Raw genomic sequence first — 19425 nt, forward strand, 5'->3', positions numbered from 1 at the left:
TGTCCGTGCTGGAGCAGGGCTAGCGATGCAGATGCAGGATAAACCAACCGACAAGCAGCTTTCGGACGAGCAGAGCCGCGAGATCGCCGAGACCATTCGCGAGGAGCTCGCCAGGCGCCGGATCTCCCGGCAGGCGCTGGCCGAGCAGGCCAAGCTCAGCCTGTCGACATTGGAAAAGGTACTCGGCGGCCGCCGACCGTTCACGCTGGTGACGACGGTCCGGCTGGAGCAGGCGCTGGGCGTCTCTTTGCGCAAAAGCGTCGTCGTGGTGACGCCGCCGGCCGCCAACGATGTCGCCCCGGACAGCCTCGGCTCCTATGCGCATCGTGCCGTAAGCTGGCTCGAGGACATCTACATCACGCTGCGGCCGTCGTTCGGCGACAAGGACGCGATCTTCGCCTATCGCACCGAGATCGTCTGGGAGCCGAAAATCTCTTCGTTGGTCTTCCGAGAGGGCGATCGGACCGATGCCGCCTACGAACATACCGGCGAGGTCGCCGTTCCCCATCAGTCCGGCTTCATCTACCTCGTCATCATCAAGCATGGCCAGCACCGCGTGATCACGGTGTCGCGGCCGACGGTCGCCGGCGAGATGTACGGCATCATCTCGACGCTCCGCGCTGGCCCCGGCTCGCAGCTCACGCCCATCGCGGCGCCGATCGCCTACGTACCCCTGAAAAACGTCCAGCAGCCCTCCCTGGGACGGGTTTCGCCGGATGATGCCAACCATGCCTTGTATCGAAAACATCTGCGACGCACGGTAGAAGAATCGTTCGCGCTGTTTTTGACGCAATAGTCCGCAAGAAATAGTCCTGCAGCGGCGTGGCATGTGTTTATAAAGATCGACCATGCAGTATGGGCCCGCGCGATACGGCGGCGGATCTCCGCTGTTCTCCATCATCATCCCGCTCGAATATCATCGCGGGCAATGGGAGCAGTCCTGGCTGGGCTGGACCTCGCAGACCGCGGACAAATCCCTCTACGAAATCATCCTGGTCGTGCCGCCCGATTTCAGGGCGCGCGAGGAGTTGAAGGCGCTGGCCGGTGACGAGGCTCGCCTCGAGTTCACCGACTCCGAGCACGATATCGGGCTGTGCGCGTTCGGCGCAACCAAAGCCCGCGGCAGCCATCTGTTCTTCACGGAGTCGCATTGCTGGCCCGAGCCCGGCGTGATCGAGCTGTGCATCCGCGCCATCGAGGCTCATCCCGAGTGGGCCGGCTTCTCCTGCCATTCGGTCCCGATCTGCCATAACCGACTGTCCGTGGCAGAGGCTGCGATGTACCAGGCCGACATCGAGTTCGGGATGAAGCAGCATCCCTGGCGTAAAGTGCTCGACCAGTGCTTCGTGACGCGGCGTGACGTCTATTGGGAATGCGGGGGCCTGCGGGAGGAGCTCGGCCATTTCGCCGAATGGGTGCTGGCTGCGGCATATCACGCGAGAGGCTATGCCATTGGTTACCTGGAAGAGGCGCGCTTCCATCACTATTACGTCGGCAAGATCGGCGAGCTGAGGAAGTTCACGCTCGATTTCGTTCAGGGCGAGATCCGCTATCTCGGCGAGGCACGCCGCGATCCCGGCAGCGAATTGCTCGAGATCCCGATCGAGTGGAGCCAGCGGGATGATTACGACGTTTCGCTCGCGCGTCATGCATTGCAGGCGCTGGTGCGCTACAGCCTTTCGGGCCGAGGCTGGAGACAGCCTGACGAGAAGCTGCGTGCCTTCTGCCGCTGGGCGGTGCCGTCGCTGCTCGGCAGCCTTGGCGCGCGTGTAGCCGCACGCCTGACCGTCGCGCACGCGTATGCGGTCTTGACCGCACTGACGGTGGCCGGTTCAAGCGCAGCGATCGCGCGATGGATGAGGCGCTACATCGCCTCGCTGATCCGGCTTCAGAGGCTCGACTGCATTCATCGCGCCGGACGCGACAGGAGGCCGGTTGCCGGCCTGCTTGGCGAAGGTGTGCGCGCGCAAGCCGGATTCCATGCGATGGAGGCATCGGCCGGGCACACTTTCCGCTGGAGCGAGCCGGAGGCGGCGGTTCGCATCATGGGAATCCCGGGCCGCAACACGGTCCGTATCCAAAGTCCGGCGCTGCGCGCGCCACCGGAGAAAATCGGCGCCCATTTCTATCTCGACGGTGTGCGCGTGGACGGCTCTGCGATCATAATCGGCCGCGACAGCTACATCCTGAACGTCGACCTGCCGCCCTCGGGCACCGCCATCCTTGCCTGGGCTTGCCCCGTGTTCAGGGGCATCGGCGATTCCCGCCGTCTCGGCCTTTCCGTCGTGTCCGTCGAACTGGGCGAGGTTACCGAATATTCAAACCAGCTCGAGCCAGGCGAGGGCGAATCCGAGTTGCCGGGCATCCAATGAGGCCGGATCGAGATCGCGCGGGCTGCCCAAGACGGGACAGTCAAAAGTCAGGGCTGCGCGATGAGCATCCGCCGTCCAGGCTGTCGCAGCAATGTCGCCTTCAATGAGGATGCCGTCGCTGACCGCCCGCTTGCGCAGGTCGAGGCGGTGGCCGTTGAGTGCGATCCCGAGGCGGTCGAGCGTATGCGTACTGAAGACGTGCGACAGCAGGCATTTGAACCGCGACGGGCGGGCTGTTCGTACGCGCAGATTCAGCGTCGCCAGGGGTGCCGAATTCCAGCACAGCCAACGGTCCGCGAAATATTCCCGTTCATGCCAACCATGGCCGTGCACGGGTTGATCCGGCGTGAAGCGGCCCCCAATAAGCGATGTCGCGATCGCCGTCGTGTCCGCTTCGTCGGGCAAGGCGCGCAGTTTCTGGTCGAACAACCGGCAGGCCTCGACATAGAGCCGGAGGTCCAGCTCATTCCAGGATTGCAGGATGTGGCGGCAGCCTGCGTCGAGCTCGGATCGTCGCCCGTGCGTGCTATTGAGGTGGGGCAGCGGGCCAAGCGCTCCCCAGCCCATGATCCGGCCAAGGAGGTGCAGAGTATCTCGCTCGCGTTCGAGGATGCCGGCGAGATCGACCTCCGCAAGATTTTGCAGGGCAGCATCGAGCAGCTGCGGGTCGTCATCGGGACAATCTGCGAAAGCGGCGCCGGCCAATTGCCGCGTCTGCACATTGGCGAGCCAATGGCGCGCCAGCTTCTCCTCCTCGGCGAGAAAGCGGGCCGGCCCGAGCTCGCGCGCACGCTGCTGGAAGCGGCTGCGGCCTTGATATTCCTCCTCCGTCAGCTCGGTCGCGAGATGTCGAAGGAAGGTCTCGCTATGGCTCTGGAAGAAGTCATAGGCTGACATGCTCCGCGCCATCGGCTCGCGCAGCACGGTGAAGATCGTCGGAGCAGCTTTGAACTGCCTGGCATAGTCGAACCCGACATGGCCGGTCGCAAACAGCGCATCATTTGGCTGCCGCGGCCCGCTGACCGAATGGGCCTGGAACAGGATTCGGTCCGCAGGAAAGCGGTTGGCCAGGAGGCCGCGCAGCGAAACGCCGGCGGTCTTGCGGATGTGCAGAAAGAAAAACGGCTTCTCCGCCGCCATTTCACTTGCGTGTGGAGCCGCCCCTTGCGGGGACGGCTCCGGATCGCTGGCCAAGGACATGCGCGAAGAACTAGCCTCCGGTTTCCGCGCTGATGATATCCCCGAACAGCTCCCACTGGCCAGCCTTGAAGCGGATCATCTTGAGCTGCTCGATCGGCGCGAAGTCGTTGGCGCCGGTGTTGATCTTGATTCCGGGGATCAGCGTATCGGGTGTAAAGTCCTTGAGGCTGGCGGCCTGTTTCATCACGTTGTCCCGCGTCAGGTCGTCGCCACACTGCTTCAAGGTTTGAACCAGGGTCTGCGCGGCGGCATAGCCGTAGACGAGGTTGGTGTCGGAGACATTGGCGCCCGGCATGTATTTGTCGATGAAAGCGATAAACTTCTTCATTCCTTCGTCGTCCTTCCATTGCGGGTCGGATGCGTCTTTCAAATAGGTCGCCGACAGCACGCCTTCCGAAGCATCGAGCCCAGCGGGCTTCATCACCGCGCCGATCGAGATCGAGACGTCGGTCATGACATGCATCGGCTTCCATTCGAGCTCGGCGATCTTCTTGATCGCCTGGGCTGCGAATTTCGGGGTCGAGATGTTGACGAAGACGTTGGCGCCGGTGCCCTTCAGCTTGACGATGTGGGAATCGATTGAGGGTTCGGTGGTCTCGTAGCTCTCTTCCGCAACGATCAGCGAGGAGGCCTTGTCACCGAAGATCTCCTTGATGCCGGCGACGTAATCCTTGCCGAAATCGTCATTGGCATAGAAGATCGCGACCTTGGCGTCGGGCTTCGCCTGCAAGATGTATTTGGCGAAAATCCGCGCCTCGACCCGATAGCTCGGCTGGAAGCCCATGGTCCAGGGGAAACCCTTCGGGTCGTTCCATTTGCTGGCGCCGGTGGCGAGGAACAGCTGCGGCACCTTCTTGGCGTTGTGATATTTCTGCACGGCGGTCTGGGTCGGCGTGCCCAGCGCGTTGAAGACCAGGAACACCTCGTCGCTCTCGATCAGCTTGCGGACCTGCTCCACGGTCTTGGGCGGCGAGTAGCCGTCATCGTAGGAGATCCAGTTGATCTTGCGACCGTTGATGCCGCCCTGGTCGTTGATCATCTTGAAATAGGCCTCCTCGGTCTTGCCGATGACGCCGTAGGCGGAAGCGGGGCCGGAATAGGCCTCGACATTGCCGATCCTGATCTCGGTGTCGCTGGCGCCGGTGTCGTATTTCTTTTGTGCGGAGGCGCCTTGAACCGAAAACAATGTGAGGGCCGTTGCCGCGGCGAGCAGGACGAACTTCTTGTTCTTCATAAAAATTCCTTGGAGTTTCTTGTGGGGAGGGGCAGGCACTTCAAAAAGCAAAGCGCCCACTAAAGGGCGCCTGGATCAGGCATTGGCGGCTTTCTTGTCGACTTCCGAGGCCACCGAGAACTCCTTGCGCAAGGTCGGCTTGTGGATCTTGCCGGTGGCGTTGCGCGGTAGCGCTTCGACGAAGCGGATCTGGCGCGGGCATTTGAAGCGCGCGAGATTTGCCGCGCAATGCGCCATGACATCGGTCTCGGTCAGCTTCCGGCCCGGCTTGGCGGCGACGATGGCAAGGCCCACTTCCCCCCATTGCGGATCCGGGATGCCGATCACGGCGGCTTCCGCGATGGCCTCGAGTTGGTGCAGCACGTTCTCGACCTCGGCCGGATAGACGTTTTCGCCGCCGGAGATGTACATGTCCTTCCATCGGTCCACGATGTAGTAGAAGCCTTCCTCGTCGACGCGCGTAGCATCGCCCGTGTGCAGCCAGCCGTCGGTGAAGGACGTCTTGTTCGCCTCCGGTCTGTTCCAATAGCCCGGCGTGATGTTGGGGCCCTTTACCCAGAGTTCGCCAAGCTCGCCGATATCGGCATCGCTGCCGTCGGGCCGAACGATGCGGACCTCGGTGTGCAGCACCGGCTTGCCGGCAGAGCCGGCTTTCCGCGCCGCATCCTCGCGGTCGAGCACCAGTACGGCCGGCGAGGTCTCAGTCATGCCGTAGCCCTGCTGAAGCGCGACGCCGCGCGCCTCCCACACCTTGAGCAGGGGCACCGGCATCGGCGCGCCACCGACGCCGCCGATGATCAGCCGGCTGAGATCGGTCGTCGCGAAAGCCGGATGCTGCGCCATGAACTGGTAGATCGCGGGCACGCCGAAGAACACGTTGATGCCCTGCGCGGGATCGTTGATCAGGCCGAGCGCGGTGCCGGGATCGAAGGCGCGCATGATCATCACCGTGCCGCCGGCGTGCAGCACGGGATTGGTGTAGCAATTCAGCCCGCCGGTGTGGAACAGCGGCAGCACGGTGAGCAGCACAGACGACGGCCCGATGCAGGCGGGGCCGCCGAGATTGACGCAATTCCAGAAGGTCATGCCATGGGTGATGGTTGCCCCCTTGGGATGTCCCGTCGTGCCTGACGTGTACATGATGGTCGAGACATCATCGAGCGTGATCTGCTCGATGGTCTCGAGTGGCCTTGCGGCGGCGATGCCGGCCTCATAGGACCCGCCGGGACCGAGCAGCAGGGTCGTCGCGATGCTGCAGAGCTTTGCGACGCTGAGCGCCGTCTCGGCCAGATCAGTGTCGTGGACCATCACCTTCGGCGCGCAATCCCCGGTGATGAACTGCAGCTCGGGAACGGTGAGGCGGGTGTTCAGCGGCACGAAGATCGCACCGAGGCGACCACAAGCGAACTGAACCTCCAGCGTATCGGTCGTATTCAGCGCCAGCACCGCGACGCGGTCGCCGCGCGAGACTTTGAGCATGTGACGCAAGAACGAGGCGAGGCGCGAGACGCGGGCATCAAGCTGCGCATAGGTGAAGCGGCGCTCGCTCGCGAGGTCGATCACCGCGACCTTATCAGGCGTGCGGCGGCCGTGATGAACGATCCAGTCGTAGTAACGAACGGCCAAAAAATCCTCCCTCGGCGGTCGTGTGCCGCCCTCCTTCTTGCTGCCCGTGCACCATGCCCGGCCTGGCCCTGGGGCCGGCCGGAGTCTGTGCAGCAGCGTCTTTTTTGACTTGGAGTTGGCGCGCGAGGGGTCAAAATCGTCTTGCGTTGAGTTGCTAGGCCATGCCCGGCGAAGCGCCGTTCCCGGCCAGCCACTCCACGCAAGTAACGGCCCGTGTTCCGGCGATGGTGGGTAGGACGAATCCGTCAGCAAGGCTGAAAGCGCGATGAAGAGCCCGTTCTATACCGCCGAGCATGATGCCTTCCGCGAAATGATGCGCCGCTTCGTCGAGAAGGAGATCACCCCGTTCGCCCATGAGTGGGACGAGGCCGGTGAATTTCCGCGCCCGCTCTATCGCAAGGCGGCCGAGATCGGCCTGTTGGGGCTGGGATTTCCCGAGGAATATGGTGGCATCCCCGCCGATCAATTCATGAAGATTGTGGCCAGTCAGGAACTGGCGCGGGCCGGAGCCGGTGGCGTCAGCGCGAGCCTGATGAGCCACAGCATCGGCTCGCCGCCCATCGCGCGCGCGGCGCGCCCTGAGGTTAGGGCACGCGTGCTGCCGCAAGTGCTCGCTGGCGAGAAGATCTCCGCGCTCGCGATCACCGAACCGGGCGGCGGCTCGGATGTCGCGAACCTCAGCACGCGGGCGCGGCGCGACGGCGATCACTACGTGGTGAGCGGGGAGAAGACCTTCATCACCTCAGGCATGCGCGCCGACTATCTGACCGTTGCGGTGCGCACGGGCGGCGAAGGTGCTGGCGGCGTCAGCCTGCTGCTGATCGAAGGCGACACGCCCGGCCTGTCCCGCACCAAGCTGAAGAAGATGGGCTGGTGGGCCTCCGACACCGCGACGCTGCATTTCGACGAGTGTCGCGTGCCCGCCACGAACCTGATCGGCGAGGAGGGGCAGGGCTTCAAGATCATCATGCAGAACTTCAACAGCGAGCGCATGGGTATGGCGGCAAGCTGCACCGCCTTCGCCCGGGTCTGCCTCGACGAGGCGGTCGCCTATGCCAGGGAACGGAAGACCTTCGGCAAGCCGCTCGTCCAGCATCAGGTGATCCGTCACAAGATCGTCGACATGGCGCAGAAAGTCGCGGCGTCCCAGGCGTTGCTGGAGATGCTGGCCTGGCGGCTTGAGCAGGGCGAGAGCCCGGTCGCCGAAATCTGCATGATGAAGAATCAGGCGACGCAGACCATGGCCTTCTGCGCCTCGGAAGCCGTGCAGATCTTCGGCGGCGCCGGCTTCATGCGCGGCATCAAGGCCGAGCGCATCTATCGCGAGGTCAAGGTCAACGCCATCGGCGGCGGCACCGAGGAGATCATGAAGGATCTGGCGTCGCGGCAGATGGGGCTGTGACTGATGCCGTCATTCCGGGGCGCGCGTAAGCGCGAGCCCGGAATCCAGAGATGAGTCTGATGTCGAGATTCCGGGTTCGACGCTGCGCGTCGCCCCGGAATGACCAGGAAAAGAAAATGCTCTACAGCACCGATCACGACGACATCCGCCGCTCCCTGCAGAAGTTCATCGTCAACGAGATCAATCCCCATGTCGACGAGTGGGAGAAAGCCGGCATCTTCCCGGCGCACGAGCTGTTCAGGAAGATGGGCAGCCTCGGCTTCCTCGGCCTGAACAAGCCCGTGGAATTCGGCGGCTCGGGCCTCGACTATTCCTATGCGCTGATGATGGCGGAGGAATTGGGCGCCATCACCTGCGGCGGCGTGCCGATGGCGATCGGGGTGCAGACCGACATGGCGACACCGGCGCTGGCGCGCTTCGGTTCGGACGAGGTCCGCCGGGAATTTCTGGCGCCATCGATCTCGGGCGATTTCGTCGCCTGCATCGGTGTCTCCGAGCCGGGCGCAGGCTCCGACGTCGCCTCGATCAAGACGCAGGCGCGCTCCGACGGCGACGATTACGTCATCACCGGCGGCAAGATGTGGATCACGAACGGCACCCAGGCCGACTGGATCTGCCTGCTCGCCAACACCGGCGATGGGCCTGTTCACCGCAACAAGTCGCTGATCTGCGTGCCCATGAAAAGCAGGGGTGTGACCGTGGCGCGCAAGCTCGACAAGATGGGCATGCGCTCGTCGGACACGGCGCAGATCTTCTTCGACAATGTCCGCGTACCCAAGCGCAACCGGGTCGGTGAGGAGGGCAAGGGCTTCACCTATCAGATGATCCAGTTCCAGGAGGAACGGCTCTGGGGCGCAGCGGCCTGCCTGAAGGCGCATGAATACATCATCGATCAGACCATCGAATACACTCGCAATCGCAAGGCTTTTGGCCAGAGCATCCTCGACAACCAGGTCGTGCACTTCAAGCTGGCGGAGATGCAGACCGAGGTCGAGCTGTTGCGCGCGCTTATCTATCGCGCCGCCGAGGCGCTGGTGGCGGGCGAGGACGTGACGCGGCTTGCGACCATGGCCAAGCTGAAGGCCGGTCGGCTTGGCCGCGAGCTCACCGACGCCTGCTTGCAATATTGGGGTGGAATGGGCTTTACCAACGAGACGCCGGTTAGCCGCGCGTATCGCGACAGCCGCCTGACCTCGATCGGCGGCGGCGCCGACGAAGTCATGCTGATGGTCCTGTGCAAGATGATGGGTACGCTGCCCGGCAGCAAAGGAAGCTCCTGATGATCACGCTCTATCACTGCGACGCCGCGCGCTCGTTCCGCCCGCTCTGGATGCTGGAGGAGATGGGGCTGTCCTACGAATTGAAGATGCTGCCTTTCCCGCCGCGGGTCTTCGCCAAGGATTATCTCGGCATCAATCCGCTCGGCACCATCCCCTTCCTGATCGACGGCGAGACGCGGATGACCGAATCCTCCGGCATCTGCCACTATCTGGGCATCAAGCACGGCCCGACGCCGCTGATGGTGGGACCGGAGGATCCCCCCTATGGCGCGTTCCTGAACTGGATGTATTTCAGCGATGCCACGTTAACCTTCCCGCAGACGCTGGTGCTCCGGTATAGCCAGCTCGAGCCGGAGGAGCGGCGCAACCCGCAAGTTGCCGGCGATTACCACAAATGGTTCCTGGGGCGGCTGCGCGCCGTCGAGGCAGCAACGGCCAATGCCGAAACCTTGTGCGCGGGTCGCTTCACCGCCGCTGACATTGTCATCGGGTACGCCCTTCGCCTGGCCGACAATATCGGTCTCGCCAAGGATTTCGGGCCAAATGTCGCTGCTTATTGGGCTCGGCTGCAACAGCGCGAGGGATTCAAGCGCGCTGTCGCTGCGGAGCAAAAGGCCGGCGTCGAGCAGAACGTTGCGCCAAGGGTGAGGGCATAAGCTTGCCCCCGTCATTCCGGGGCGATGCGCAGCATCGAACCCGAAAGTTCGAGGTTCCGGGTTCGGTCCTGCGGACCGCCGCGGAACGACCGGTCGTGTTTTCCATGACAGCGCTATCCCACCGTGACAGCGCCTAAATTTCCGCTAAGGTGACCTCCGTCCGCAGCGGCCTGAGAGCCGCGCGAGGAGGATCCCAATGGAAGATAAAGGTCGCGAATCCGACCATCTGATGCTGATCACGCCTGAGCGGGTATTCTATGCCGGCCTGCTCGGCCGCCCTCGCAAGCGGACTCCCGGCTGCTGCCATGTCTATGTCGCCGTAAAGGGCAGCCTGCATCTGACGATTGATGAGGTCCAAACGTCGGACGAGTTGATCGTGACCCTGCCGAACCAGCGGCACACCATCGCCAGTGACTATCGCAGCGTCATCAGCGTGACGCTGGAGCCGGAAAGCATGCCGGATGGCATGATCGAGGTCCTGGCCGAGCGGCTGCGAGGGCCGGACAAGGCGGCCTATGCCCGCAAGATCCTGGCCGCTTACGCGTTGCTGCGCCAGCGCCGCTATGGCGACATCACCACCGCCGAGTTCGACGAGATGTGCTTCGGCGAGGCGCTTCCGCGCCGCGTGCTCGATCCGCGTGTGACCCGCGCCGTCGCCCGCATCGGGCGTTTCTCCGGCGAGCCGGTGACGGCCGACACCTGCGCGGCGGAAGCAGGGCTGTCCGCTTCGCGCTTCCTGCATCTGTTCAAGGAAGAGACCGGCATCTCCTTCCGCTCCTTCCGCGCGTGGAAGCGTGCGCGCCATTTGCTGCACTTCGCCAACCAGGACCTCAACCTCGCCCATCTCGCGCAGGACATCGGCTATCCCGATTCCACGCATTTCAGCCATTCGATCCGCCGCTTCTACGGATTGAAGCCGCGCGCGATCTTCGTCGGCTCACGCGACCTTGCGATCTACCGCAGCACCGAGACGGTGCGGCTCGCGGAGGCTTCGTAGCTTCGTAGGGTGAGCAAAGCGGAGCGTGCCCACCATCGTCATCGAGACTTGAAACGTGGTGGGCACGGCGCAAGGGCGGCTTTGCCCAACCCACGATTCCTGGTTTTCTTCAGCTTCTCCGCGCAAGAAGCCGCGTGCCACCCGTCACATGATCGCAAACGTTGAATTCTCAACGTGCGAGACATTAGTGGCATGAGCGACAAGGCCGTCATCACCTGCGCGCTGAACGGCGTGCTCACCGACCCGAAGCAGCACAACGTGCCCGTGACGCCGGAAGAGATGGCGCGCGAGGCCAAGGCTGCGTTCGATGCCGGCGCATCCATCATGCACATCCATCTGCGCCAGCAGGCGCCGAACAAGGGGCATCTGCCGTCCTGGGAGGTCGCCGTCAGCAAGGAGATCCAGCAGGCGATCCGCGAGGCCTGCCCGGGCGTGATCATCAATCATACGTCGGGCGTATCTGGGCCGAACTACTCAGGCGCGCTGGACTGCATCCGCGAGACGAAGCCCGAGATCGCCGCCTGCAACGCCGGCTCGCTGAATTATTTGAAGGTCAAGGCCGACAACACCTGGGCTTGGCCGCCGATGATGTTCGACAACGCGGTCGAGAAGGTGAAGGACTATCTCGACGTCATGAACGCGGTCGGCACCATCCCGGAGTTCGAGTGCTTTGACGTTGGCATCGTGCGCTGCGTCGGCATGTACCGCCAGGTCGGCATGTACAAGGGCCCGCTCGAATATAACTTTGTGATGGGCGTCGCTTCGGGAATGCCGTCGGATCCGGAATTGCTCCCGATCCTGATCAAGCTGAAGCGCCCCGAGGCACATTTCCAGGTCACTGCCATCGGCCGCGAGGAGATCTGGCCGCTGCACCAGCGCTGCGCCGAGCTCGGCGGCCATTTGCGCACGGGGCTCGAGGACGCCTTCTATCTCGCCGACGGCAAGAAGGTGACATCGAATGGCCAGCTGATCGAAGCCATCGCCGCCTGTGCAAGACGTGCGGGCCGCGAGATCGCCAGCCCTGCCGAGGCGCGGAAGATCTTCGGGACGAACAGGTAAAGTAACGCCTCACCCGTCATTGCGAGCGCAGCGAAGCAATCCAGAATCTCTCAGCGATGCAACTGGATTGTTTCGTCGCTTCGCTCCTCGCAATGACGAGCAGGATCAAGTCATGTCTGTCATCGAAAACACCATCTCCCCCGGCAGCGCAGCCTACCACGCCAACCGCGACGGCATGTTGGGTCTCATCGACCGCATGCGCGCGCTGGAGGAGCGCACCCGTGCGGTCTCGGCGGCGGCAAAGGACCGCTTCCACAAGCGCGGACAATTGCTGCCGCGCGAGCGCGTCGCGCTGGTGCTCGACCCCGGCGCGCCCTTCATCGAGCTGTCGACGCTCGCCGGCTACATGTTCGACGTATCAGATGCCGCCAAGAGCGTGCCCGGCGGCGGAGTCATCGCAGGCATCGGCTTCGTCTCGGGCATCCGCTGCATGGTCAGCGCCAACGATGCCGGCATCGATGCCGGTGCGCTGCAACCTTACGGCCTCGACAAGACGCTGCGGGTGCAGGAGCTCGCGCTGGAGAACAAGCTGCCTTATGTCCAGCTGGTCGAAAGCGCCGGCGCCAATCTCTTGCGCTACCGCGTCGAGGACTTTGTCCGCGGCGGCAACATCTTTCGCAATCTCGCGCGGCTCTCGGCGGCAGGCCTGCCTGTCGTCACCGTCACGCATGGCTCTTCGACGGCCGGCGGCGCCTACCAGACCGGCCTGTCCGACTACATCGTCATGGTGCGCGGCCGCACCCGCGCGTTCCTTGCGGGTCCGCCGCTGCTGAAGGCAGCGACCGGCGAGATCGCGACCGAGGAAGAGCTCGGCGGTGCCGAGATGCACACGCAAGTGTCCGGCCTTGGCGACTACCTCGCCGAAGACGATCGGGACGCGCTTCGCATCGCGCGCGAGATCATGGCGGCGATGGAATGGGAGCGGCCGGGCAAGGCGGCTCCGCAATTCAAGCCGCCGCGCTACGACCAGGAGGAGCTGCTTGGCATCATGCCGATGGACCACAAGCGCACCGTGGACATGAAGCAGGTGATCGCGCGCATCGTCGACGGTTCCGATTTCACGGAGATGGCTCCCAATTACGGCCCAGCCACCGTCTGCGGCCATGCCCGCATCGAGGGCCAGGCCATCGGCATCATCACCAATAACGGCCCGCTCGATCCCGCCGGCGCCAACAAGGCGACACATTTCATCCAGGCCTGCTGCCAGACCCGCACGCCGCTGCTCTATCTCAACAACACCACCGGTTACATGGTCGGCAAGGCCTATGAGGAAGCCGGCATGATCAAGCACGGCTCGAAGATGATCCAGGCGGTGACGTCGGCCACCGTGCCTCAGATCACCATCTATTGCGGCGCTTCCTTCGGCGCCGGCAATTACGGCATGTGCGGCCGCGGCTTCCATCCGCGCTTCTGCTTCTCCTGGCCCAACGCCAAGACCGCGGTGATGGGCGGCGAGCAGGCCGCTGAAACCATGGCGATCGTGACCGAGGCCGCTGCCGCGCGGCGCGGCAAGCCGATCGAGCAGGACAAGCTGAATGCCATGAAGGCGCAGATCATCGGCGTGTTCGACGGCCAGATGGACGTGTTCTCCACCAGCGCACGCGTGCTCGACGACGGCGTGATCGACCCGCGCGATACCCGCGGGGTGCTGTCCGAAGTGCTCGCGATCTGCCGTGAGGGCGATGCGCGCGCGCCCCAGCGCATGCAGTTTTCGGTGGCCCGCCCATGAGGAACGGATCAGTGCAGCACCGGCCGTTCTTCAAGGTCCTGGTCGCCAATCGCGGCGAGATCGCATTGCGCGTGATGCGCAGCGCGCGGCAGCTCGGCCTTGGCGTTATCGCGGTCTATTCGGATGCCGATCGCGATGCGATCCACGTCAAGCAGGCCGACCAGGCCGTGCGTATCGGCGAGGCGCTGCCCGCGCAATCCTACCTCAACATCGCCGCGATCATTGCCGCCGCCAAGGCAAGCGGCGCGGACGCCGTCCATCCCGGCTACGGTTTCCTCGCCGAGAACGAAGACTTCGCGCAGGCGTGCAAGGATGCCGGGCTTGTCTTCATCGGTCCGTCGCCGCAGGCGATCGGGGCGATGGGCAACAAGGCCGGCGCCAAGGAGATCATGAAGAAGGCCGGCGTCCTCGTCGTGCCCGGCTATCAAGGCACTGAGCAGGGCGACGAGATCATGCTCACGGAGGCCAGGAAGATCGGCTTCCCCGTGATGATCAAGGCGGTCGCCGGCGGCGGCGGCCGCGGCATGCGGCTCGTCACCGATGCGGCATCGTTTCCCGACGCCCTGCGCAGCGCGCGGTCGGAAGCGAAGGCTGCGTTCGGCGATCCCACGGTGATCCTCGAACGCGCCATCCAGAACCCGCGCCACATCGAGATCCAGGTATTCGGCGATAGCCACGGCAATGCCATTCATCTCGGCGAGCGCGATTGCTCGGTGCAGCGACGTCACCAGAAGCTGATCGAGGAGGCGCCATCTCCGGCGGTCACGCCCGAGCTGCGGGCCAAGATGGGTGACGTCGCGGTCGCCGCTGTCAAGGCGCTGCGCTACGAAGGCGCGGGCACACTGGAATTCCTGCTCGATGCGAGCGGCGAGTTCTACTTCATGGAGATGAACACGCGGCTTCAGGTCGAGCATCCTGTGACCGAGGCGATCACCGGGCTCGATCTCGTCGAGCTGCAGCTGCGCGTCGCGCGCGGCGAGCCGTTGCCGGTGAAGCAGCAGGACATCAGGTTCTCAGGCCATGCCATCGAGGTGCGGCTCTGCTCGGAAGACGCCGAGCACGACTTCATGCCGCAATCGGGCCGCATGGCGCGCTGGCAGGTGCCTGGCAGCATCCGTGTCGAGCACGCGCTGCAATCGGGCTCGGAGATCCCGCCGTTCTACGATTCCATGATCGCCAAAGTGATCAGCCATGGCGCCACGCGCGAGGAGGCGAGGGGACGGCTGATCGTCGGCCTGGAGCAGCTCACCGCTTTCGGCGTGACCACCAATCAGGCGTTCCTGCTGTCGTGTCTGCGTCATCCCGGCTTTGCCAAGGGCGAGGCGACGACGGCCTTCATCGGCGCATACCGCGACGAACTGTTGGCGCCACGTACGGGCGCTGTATTCGATACGGTGCTGGCGGGCCTGCTGCTCTACGTCACAAATCCGCGCGCGCCTTCCTGGCAGAGGGGCCGGAGCCTGTCGGCAACGTTTCCGCTGCCGGCAAGAATCGAGATCGCCGGCCAGACGCGGGAGCTCGAAGTCACGCGCGAACGCGACGGCAGCTACACCGTTGCCTCCGAAGGCCGGCACAACAGGTTTGAGATCGACCAGCTCGATGCCGACGCCATCCGCTTCCGCCATGATGGCGTGATGGACAGCGCAAACTTCCTGCGCGACGGCGATCGGCTCTATCTCCGGCACCGCGGCATCCCGCTCGCCGTCACCGATCTCACCCTTGCCGCGCCGAAGGTCGCCACGTCCAACGGCGGTGACGGCAAGGTCCGCGCTGCCCTGAACGGTCGTGTCGTCGCCGTCCTGGTCAAGCCGGGCGAGCGCGTCACCGCGGGCCAGCCGGTGCTGACGCTGGAGGCGATGAAGATGGAGCACGTCCACAAGGCCGGCATAGACGGCGTCATCGCCGCAATCGACGTTGCCGAGGGCGAGCAGGTGACCACGGGCAGGATCGTGGCGGAGATCGGGGCAGGCTAAGGCGGCGAACGTAGTCTCGTCGGGTGAGCAAAGCGCGAAGCGACGTGTCCACCATCGTGGCATTGCTCCTGAGGTGGGCACGTTCGCTTCGCCCCCTACAACATCTCAAAAAACTAAGCTGTTTCAATAAGTTATGCGTAGCGCGGCTGCGGCTTTCATCCGCATTGAACTTTGTTCATTCTATAGCTACTAATGTTGAACAACGTTCATTTCGACGGAGAGCCCCGCATGTTGCGCGCAAATGATCTCACCGAAGCAGCCAAGGCCACGCCTCCCGCCCTGTCCCGTCGCCTCGCCCCATCGCACCTGCGCGAGAAATATCTGATCGGTGCGCTTTTCGTTCTGATGCTGGTGGCGCTGCTGGCGCCCGCGCTGCCTGCCTCCGCCTGGCACATCCCGCACTTCGTCGACACCCGGACGTGGCTCGGCCTGCCCAATGCCGGCGACGTGTTGAGCAATCTCGCGTTCCTGGTGATGGGCATTTGGGGTCTGGTGCGGTTGCGCGCGCGCCGTGATACGCCCGCGGGTGCGAGCTGCCTCTTCCTGGGATTGATTCTCACGAGCGTAGGGTCGAGCTTCTATCATCTGGACCCGGACGCGCCGCAGCGGCTCGCCGCCGATCGTCTTGGCATGGCGGTGGCATTCGCGGGCTTTCTCGGCATCGCGGCCGGCGAGCGCATCAGCGTGCGCGCCGGTCACGCGGTGGTGGTACTGGTGGCGGCTGCAGGTCTGCTCGCCGCATGGATCGCACGCGAGAACCTCACGCCGTGGGTGGTGGTGCAGTTCGGCGGTATGGCGCTCGCGGTGGGCTTGGCGTTGACCCCGGCCCGGCCTGGTGCGCTCGGCGTGCCGCTCGGCGGCGTGATCTTCTTTTACGTACTGGCCAAGCTTTTCGAACTCGGTGACGAGGCCATCTTCGAAGCGACCGGGCACATCGTCTCTGGCCACACGCTCAAGCATCTTGCCGCCGCGCTCGCGGCTTGGCCGGTGATCCGAATGTTGAGGCCTACTGACTCCGCCCCGTGCCCTCGTTGAGCAGACACGCCACCTGATGCCCGTTGCCGGCATCCAACAGCGCCGGCCGCTCGGTTTTGCACCGCTCCATCGCAAACCGGCAGCGGGTGTGAAACGCGCATCCGGACGGCGGATTCACCGGGCTCGGCACGTCGCCGTCCACCAGCGGTACGAGCTTCTTCGCGAGCGGGTTGGCGACCGGGACGGAGGCGAGCAGGGCCTGGGTATAGGGATGCCGGGGATTGCGGAACAATTCGTCCTTGCCGGCGATCTCGACGATGCGGCCGAGATACATCACGGCGACGCGGTGGCTGATATGGGCGACCACGGCGAGGTCGTGCGCGATGAAGAGATAGGAGAAGCCGTGCTGCCGCTGCAGGTCGATCAGCAGATTGATCACTTGCGCCTGGATCGAGACGTCGAGCGCTGAGACCGGTTCGTCGCAGACGATCAGGCGCGGCCCGAGCGCCAGCGCACGCGCAATGCAGATGCGTTGGCGCTGGCCGCCGGAGAATTGATGCGGGAAATTGCCCATCTGGTCGGGCCGCAAGCCCACCTGCTCGAACAGCTTTGCGACGCGTGCTCCCAGTTCCTTTCCGGTTGCAAGCCCGTGCACGGCGAGCGGCTCACCGACGATGTCGCCGGCGGTCATGCGCGGATTGAGCGAGGCAAACGGGTCCTGGAACACGATCTGCATCGAGCGGCGGTGCGGGCGCAGTGCCGACTTGGACAAATGAGTGATGTCCTCACCATCCAGACGAATCTGGCCCGAAGTCGGCTCCACCAGCCGCAGCACGCTGCGCGCCACCGTCGACTTGCCGCAGCCGGACTCGCCAACGAGCCCAAGCGTCTCGCCGGCACCAACGGAGAACGAGACACCGTCGACCGAGTGCACGGTGCCGACCTGACGCCGCAGCAGGCCGGCGCGCACCGGGTAATGCTTTTTGAGATCGGTGACCTCGAGCAGTGCCTTGGTCATGCCACCTCCGCGACTTCTTCCGCACGCCAGCAGGCGGCGAGATGGCCGCCACCCCAATCGGCAAGCGGCGGATATTCGGCCTCGCAGCGCTTGATCGCGAGCTTGCAGCGCGGCGCGAAGGCGCAGCCCCTGGGCAACCGGACCAGCGACGGCACGGTGCCGGGAATTTCGTTCAGCCGCGCCTGCGCGGGAGCGCCGGAGGCGGGCACGGCCGGGATCGAGGCCATCAGGCCCCGCGTGTAGGGATGCTTTGGCGAGGCGAACAGCGCCTCGACGCTGGCTTCCTCGACCTTCCGTCCCGCGTACATCACGATCACGCGCTGCGCCGTTTGCGCGACCACGCCGAGATCATGCGTGATCAGCAAGAGCCCGGTGCCGAGCTCCTTCTGAAGGTCGAGGATCAACGCGAGGATCTGCGCCTGGATGGTGACGTCGAGCGCGGTGGTCGGCTCGTCCGCAATCAGCAGCGCCGGCCGGCACGCCAGCGCCATCGCGATCATCGCGCGCTGACGCATGCCGCCGGACAGTTGATGCGGATACTCGCGCGCACGTCGCGCCGGCTCGGGGATACGCACCAGGCGCAGCATCTCGACGGCGATATCCCGGGCTTCTTTGGCCGAGATGTTCCGGTGCAGTCGCACGGCCTCGACGATCTGGTCGCCGATCCGCATCACCGGATTGAGCGAGGTCATCGGCTCCTGGAAGATCATGGAGATGCGATTGCCCCTGACAGCGCGCATGTCCGCTTCATCCAGCGCCAGCAGGTCGGTGCCTTCGAGCGCGACGGAGCCGCCCACGATGCGGCCGGGCGGATCCGGCACCAGCCGCATCAGCGAGAGCGCGGTGACGCTCTTGCCGCAGCCGGATTCGCCGACGATCGCCAGCGTCTCGCCCCGCTTCACTTTGAACGAGAGATCGTCCACGGCCTTGAACAGGCCGGAATTGGTGAAGAACACCGTCTTCAGGTTCTTCACCTCGAGCACGAGATCAGAGTTTTGCGTCATCAGCCGCGTTGCCTCGGGTCGAGGATGTCGCGCAGGGCGTCACCGAACAGATTGGCGCCGAACACTGCGAGGCTGATGGCGATGCCCGGGAAGATCACGAGCCAGGGCGCGGTGCGAACATATTCGGCGGCGGACTCCGAGAGCATGCGGCCCCATGACGGATAAGGCTCGGGGATGCCGAGGCCGAGAAAGGACAGCGAGGCTTCGGTGAGGATGGTCGAGCCGAGCTGGGCGGTGGCGAGCACGATCAACGGCGCCAGCGTGTTCGGCAGCACATGGCGGAGCGCGATGCGGACCTCGCTCATGCCGATCGACTTGGCCGCTTCGACGAAGGGCTGTTCGCGCAGAGCCAGCGTGTTGGCGCGGGTGACGCGCGACACGGTCGGGATCAGCGGAATGGCGATGGCGATGATCACGTTCGGCAAGGACGGGCCGAGAGCTGCCGTCATGATCAGGGCGAGGACCAGCAGCGGCAGCGCCTGAAGAACGTCGGAGACACGCTGGATGACGAGATCGACCCAGCCGGACAGATAGCCTGATGTCAGCCCGACGATGACGCCGATGCTGCCGCCGAGCGCGGTCGAGCCGATGCCGACGGCCAGCGATATGCGTGCGCCGTGGATGATGCGGCTGAACACGTCGCGGCCGAATGAATCCGTTCCCATCCAGTGCGTCAGGCTCGGCCGGGCCAGCGCGCGCGCGGAATCGACCGTCAGGGGATCATAGCGCGCGATGAAGTCGGCAAAGATCGCGGTGAGCACGAACACCGTCATGATGGCGAGCCCGGCGGCGCCGAGCACGTGCCGCTGCGCCAAAAACAGCACGCGCCGCCAGCCGCCGGTGGCATGCGCGCCGGCCCGCCGTAGCTCGAGATCGTAGTCGATTGCTGCCAAGCTGGTC

At 64.5% G+C, this 19425-nt stretch carries 16 protein-coding genes; 10 read left to right on the forward strand and 6 right to left on the reverse strand.

Features of this window, described 5'->3' with window-relative positions; genetic code table 11:
- Positions 1-25 precede the first annotated feature (25 nt).
- Both IVB28_RS01235 and IVB28_RS01240 read left to right on the forward strand, forming a co-directional pair.
- Positions 26-796 carry a helix-turn-helix transcriptional regulator gene (locus IVB28_RS01235; RefSeq protein WP_247524250.1) on the forward strand — a complete coding sequence of 257 codons (771 nt, stop codon included), beginning with the start codon at positions 26-28 and terminating at the stop codon, positions 794-796.
- A gap of 52 nt (positions 797-848) precedes the next feature.
- A complete protein-coding gene (locus tag IVB28_RS01240; RefSeq protein WP_247524251.1) occupies positions 849-2372 on the forward strand; it encodes a hypothetical protein in 1524 nt (507 codons plus the stop codon).
- On the opposite strand, the gene IVB28_RS01245 is transcribed toward IVB28_RS01240, so the two are convergent.
- The 3 genes from IVB28_RS01245 to IVB28_RS01255 all read right to left on the reverse strand — a co-directional run bounded on the left by IVB28_RS01245 (position 2319) and on the right by IVB28_RS01255 (position 6432).
- Positions 2319-3566 carry a hypothetical protein gene (locus IVB28_RS01245; protein ID WP_247524252.1) on the reverse strand — a complete coding sequence of 416 codons (1248 nt, stop codon included), beginning with the start codon at positions 3564-3566 and terminating at the stop codon, positions 2319-2321. The two genes, IVB28_RS01240 and IVB28_RS01245, sit on opposite strands and share 54 nt — an antisense overlap.
- A 16-nt stretch (positions 3567-3582) precedes the next feature.
- Positions 3583-4806 (reverse strand): ABC transporter substrate-binding protein, encoded by a 1224-nt coding sequence (locus tag IVB28_RS01250; protein ID WP_247524253.1) that lies wholly within the window; start codon positions 4804-4806, stop codon positions 3583-3585.
- Between the two features lie 75 nt (positions 4807-4881).
- The gene (locus IVB28_RS01255; protein WP_247524254.1) at positions 4882-6432 is read right to left on the reverse strand and encodes a long-chain fatty acid--CoA ligase; all 1551 of its coding nucleotides are present in this window, start codon (positions 6430-6432) and stop codon (positions 4882-4884) included.
- A 265-nt stretch (positions 6433-6697) separates the two neighbouring features.
- Here IVB28_RS01255 and IVB28_RS01260 point away from each other — a divergent pair, with 265 nt between their 5' ends.
- The 8 genes from IVB28_RS01260 to IVB28_RS01295 all read left to right on the forward strand — a co-directional run bounded on the left by IVB28_RS01260 (position 6698) and on the right by IVB28_RS01295 (position 16563).
- Entirely contained in the window at positions 6698-7834 is a 1137-nt protein-coding gene (locus tag IVB28_RS01260; protein WP_247524255.1) for an acyl-CoA dehydrogenase family protein, read from the forward strand.
- Positions 7835-7950: 116 nt separating this feature from the next.
- Positions 7951-9114, forward strand: a complete 1164-nt coding sequence (locus IVB28_RS01265; protein WP_247524256.1) for an acyl-CoA dehydrogenase family protein — start codon at positions 7951-7953, stop codon at positions 9112-9114.
- Positions 9114-9770 carry a glutathione S-transferase family protein gene (locus tag IVB28_RS01270; protein ID WP_247524257.1) on the forward strand — a complete coding sequence of 219 codons (657 nt, stop codon included), beginning with the start codon at positions 9114-9116 and terminating at the stop codon, positions 9768-9770. The genes IVB28_RS01265 and IVB28_RS01270 overlap by 1 nt, the downstream gene beginning before the upstream one ends.
- A 196-nt stretch (positions 9771-9966) precedes the next feature.
- The gene (locus tag IVB28_RS01275; RefSeq protein WP_247524258.1) at positions 9967-10767 is read left to right on the forward strand and encodes an AraC family transcriptional regulator; all 801 of its coding nucleotides are present in this window, start codon (positions 9967-9969) and stop codon (positions 10765-10767) included.
- Positions 10768-10959: 192 nt separating this feature from the next.
- Positions 10960-11826 carry a 3-keto-5-aminohexanoate cleavage protein gene (locus IVB28_RS01280; RefSeq protein WP_247324450.1) on the forward strand — a complete coding sequence of 289 codons (867 nt, stop codon included), beginning with the start codon at positions 10960-10962 and terminating at the stop codon, positions 11824-11826.
- 112 nt (positions 11827-11938) lie between these two features.
- Positions 11939-13555, forward strand: a complete 1617-nt coding sequence (locus IVB28_RS01285; RefSeq protein ID WP_247524259.1) for an acyl-CoA carboxylase subunit beta — start codon at positions 11939-11941, stop codon at positions 13553-13555.
- Positions 13552-15528: an acetyl-CoA carboxylase biotin carboxylase subunit gene (locus tag IVB28_RS01290; protein ID WP_247524260.1), complete on the forward strand. Its 1977-nt coding sequence runs from the start codon at positions 13552-13554 to the stop codon at positions 15526-15528. The genes IVB28_RS01285 and IVB28_RS01290 overlap by 4 nt, the downstream gene beginning before the upstream one ends.
- Positions 15529-15756: 228 nt before the next feature.
- Entirely contained in the window at positions 15757-16563 is an 807-nt protein-coding gene (locus tag IVB28_RS01295) for a hypothetical protein (RefSeq protein ID WP_247524261.1), read from the forward strand.
- On the opposite strand, the gene IVB28_RS01300 is transcribed toward IVB28_RS01295, so the two are convergent.
- From IVB28_RS01300 to IVB28_RS01310, 3 genes are read right to left on the reverse strand one after another with little or no spacing between them, the layout of a single operon-like run.
- Complete coding sequence (locus IVB28_RS01300; protein ID WP_247524262.1) at positions 16535-17521, reverse strand: dipeptide ABC transporter ATP-binding protein; 987 nt, start codon at positions 17519-17521, stop codon at positions 16535-16537. The two genes, IVB28_RS01295 and IVB28_RS01300, sit on opposite strands and share 29 nt — an antisense overlap.
- The gene (locus IVB28_RS01305; RefSeq protein WP_247524263.1) at positions 17518-18525 is read right to left on the reverse strand and encodes an ABC transporter ATP-binding protein; all 1008 of its coding nucleotides are present in this window, start codon (positions 18523-18525) and stop codon (positions 17518-17520) included. Before IVB28_RS01305 ends, IVB28_RS01300 begins: the two co-directional genes overlap by 4 nt.
- Positions 18525-19418: an ABC transporter permease gene (locus tag IVB28_RS01310; RefSeq protein WP_247524264.1), complete on the reverse strand. Its 894-nt coding sequence runs from the start codon at positions 19416-19418 to the stop codon at positions 18525-18527. Before IVB28_RS01310 ends, IVB28_RS01305 begins: the two co-directional genes overlap by 1 nt.
- Positions 19419-19425: the final 7 nt, after the last annotated feature.

The organism is Bradyrhizobium sp. 199 (assembly GCF_023073355.1).
Taxonomy (GTDB): domain Bacteria; phylum Pseudomonadota; class Alphaproteobacteria; order Rhizobiales; family Xanthobacteraceae; genus Bradyrhizobium.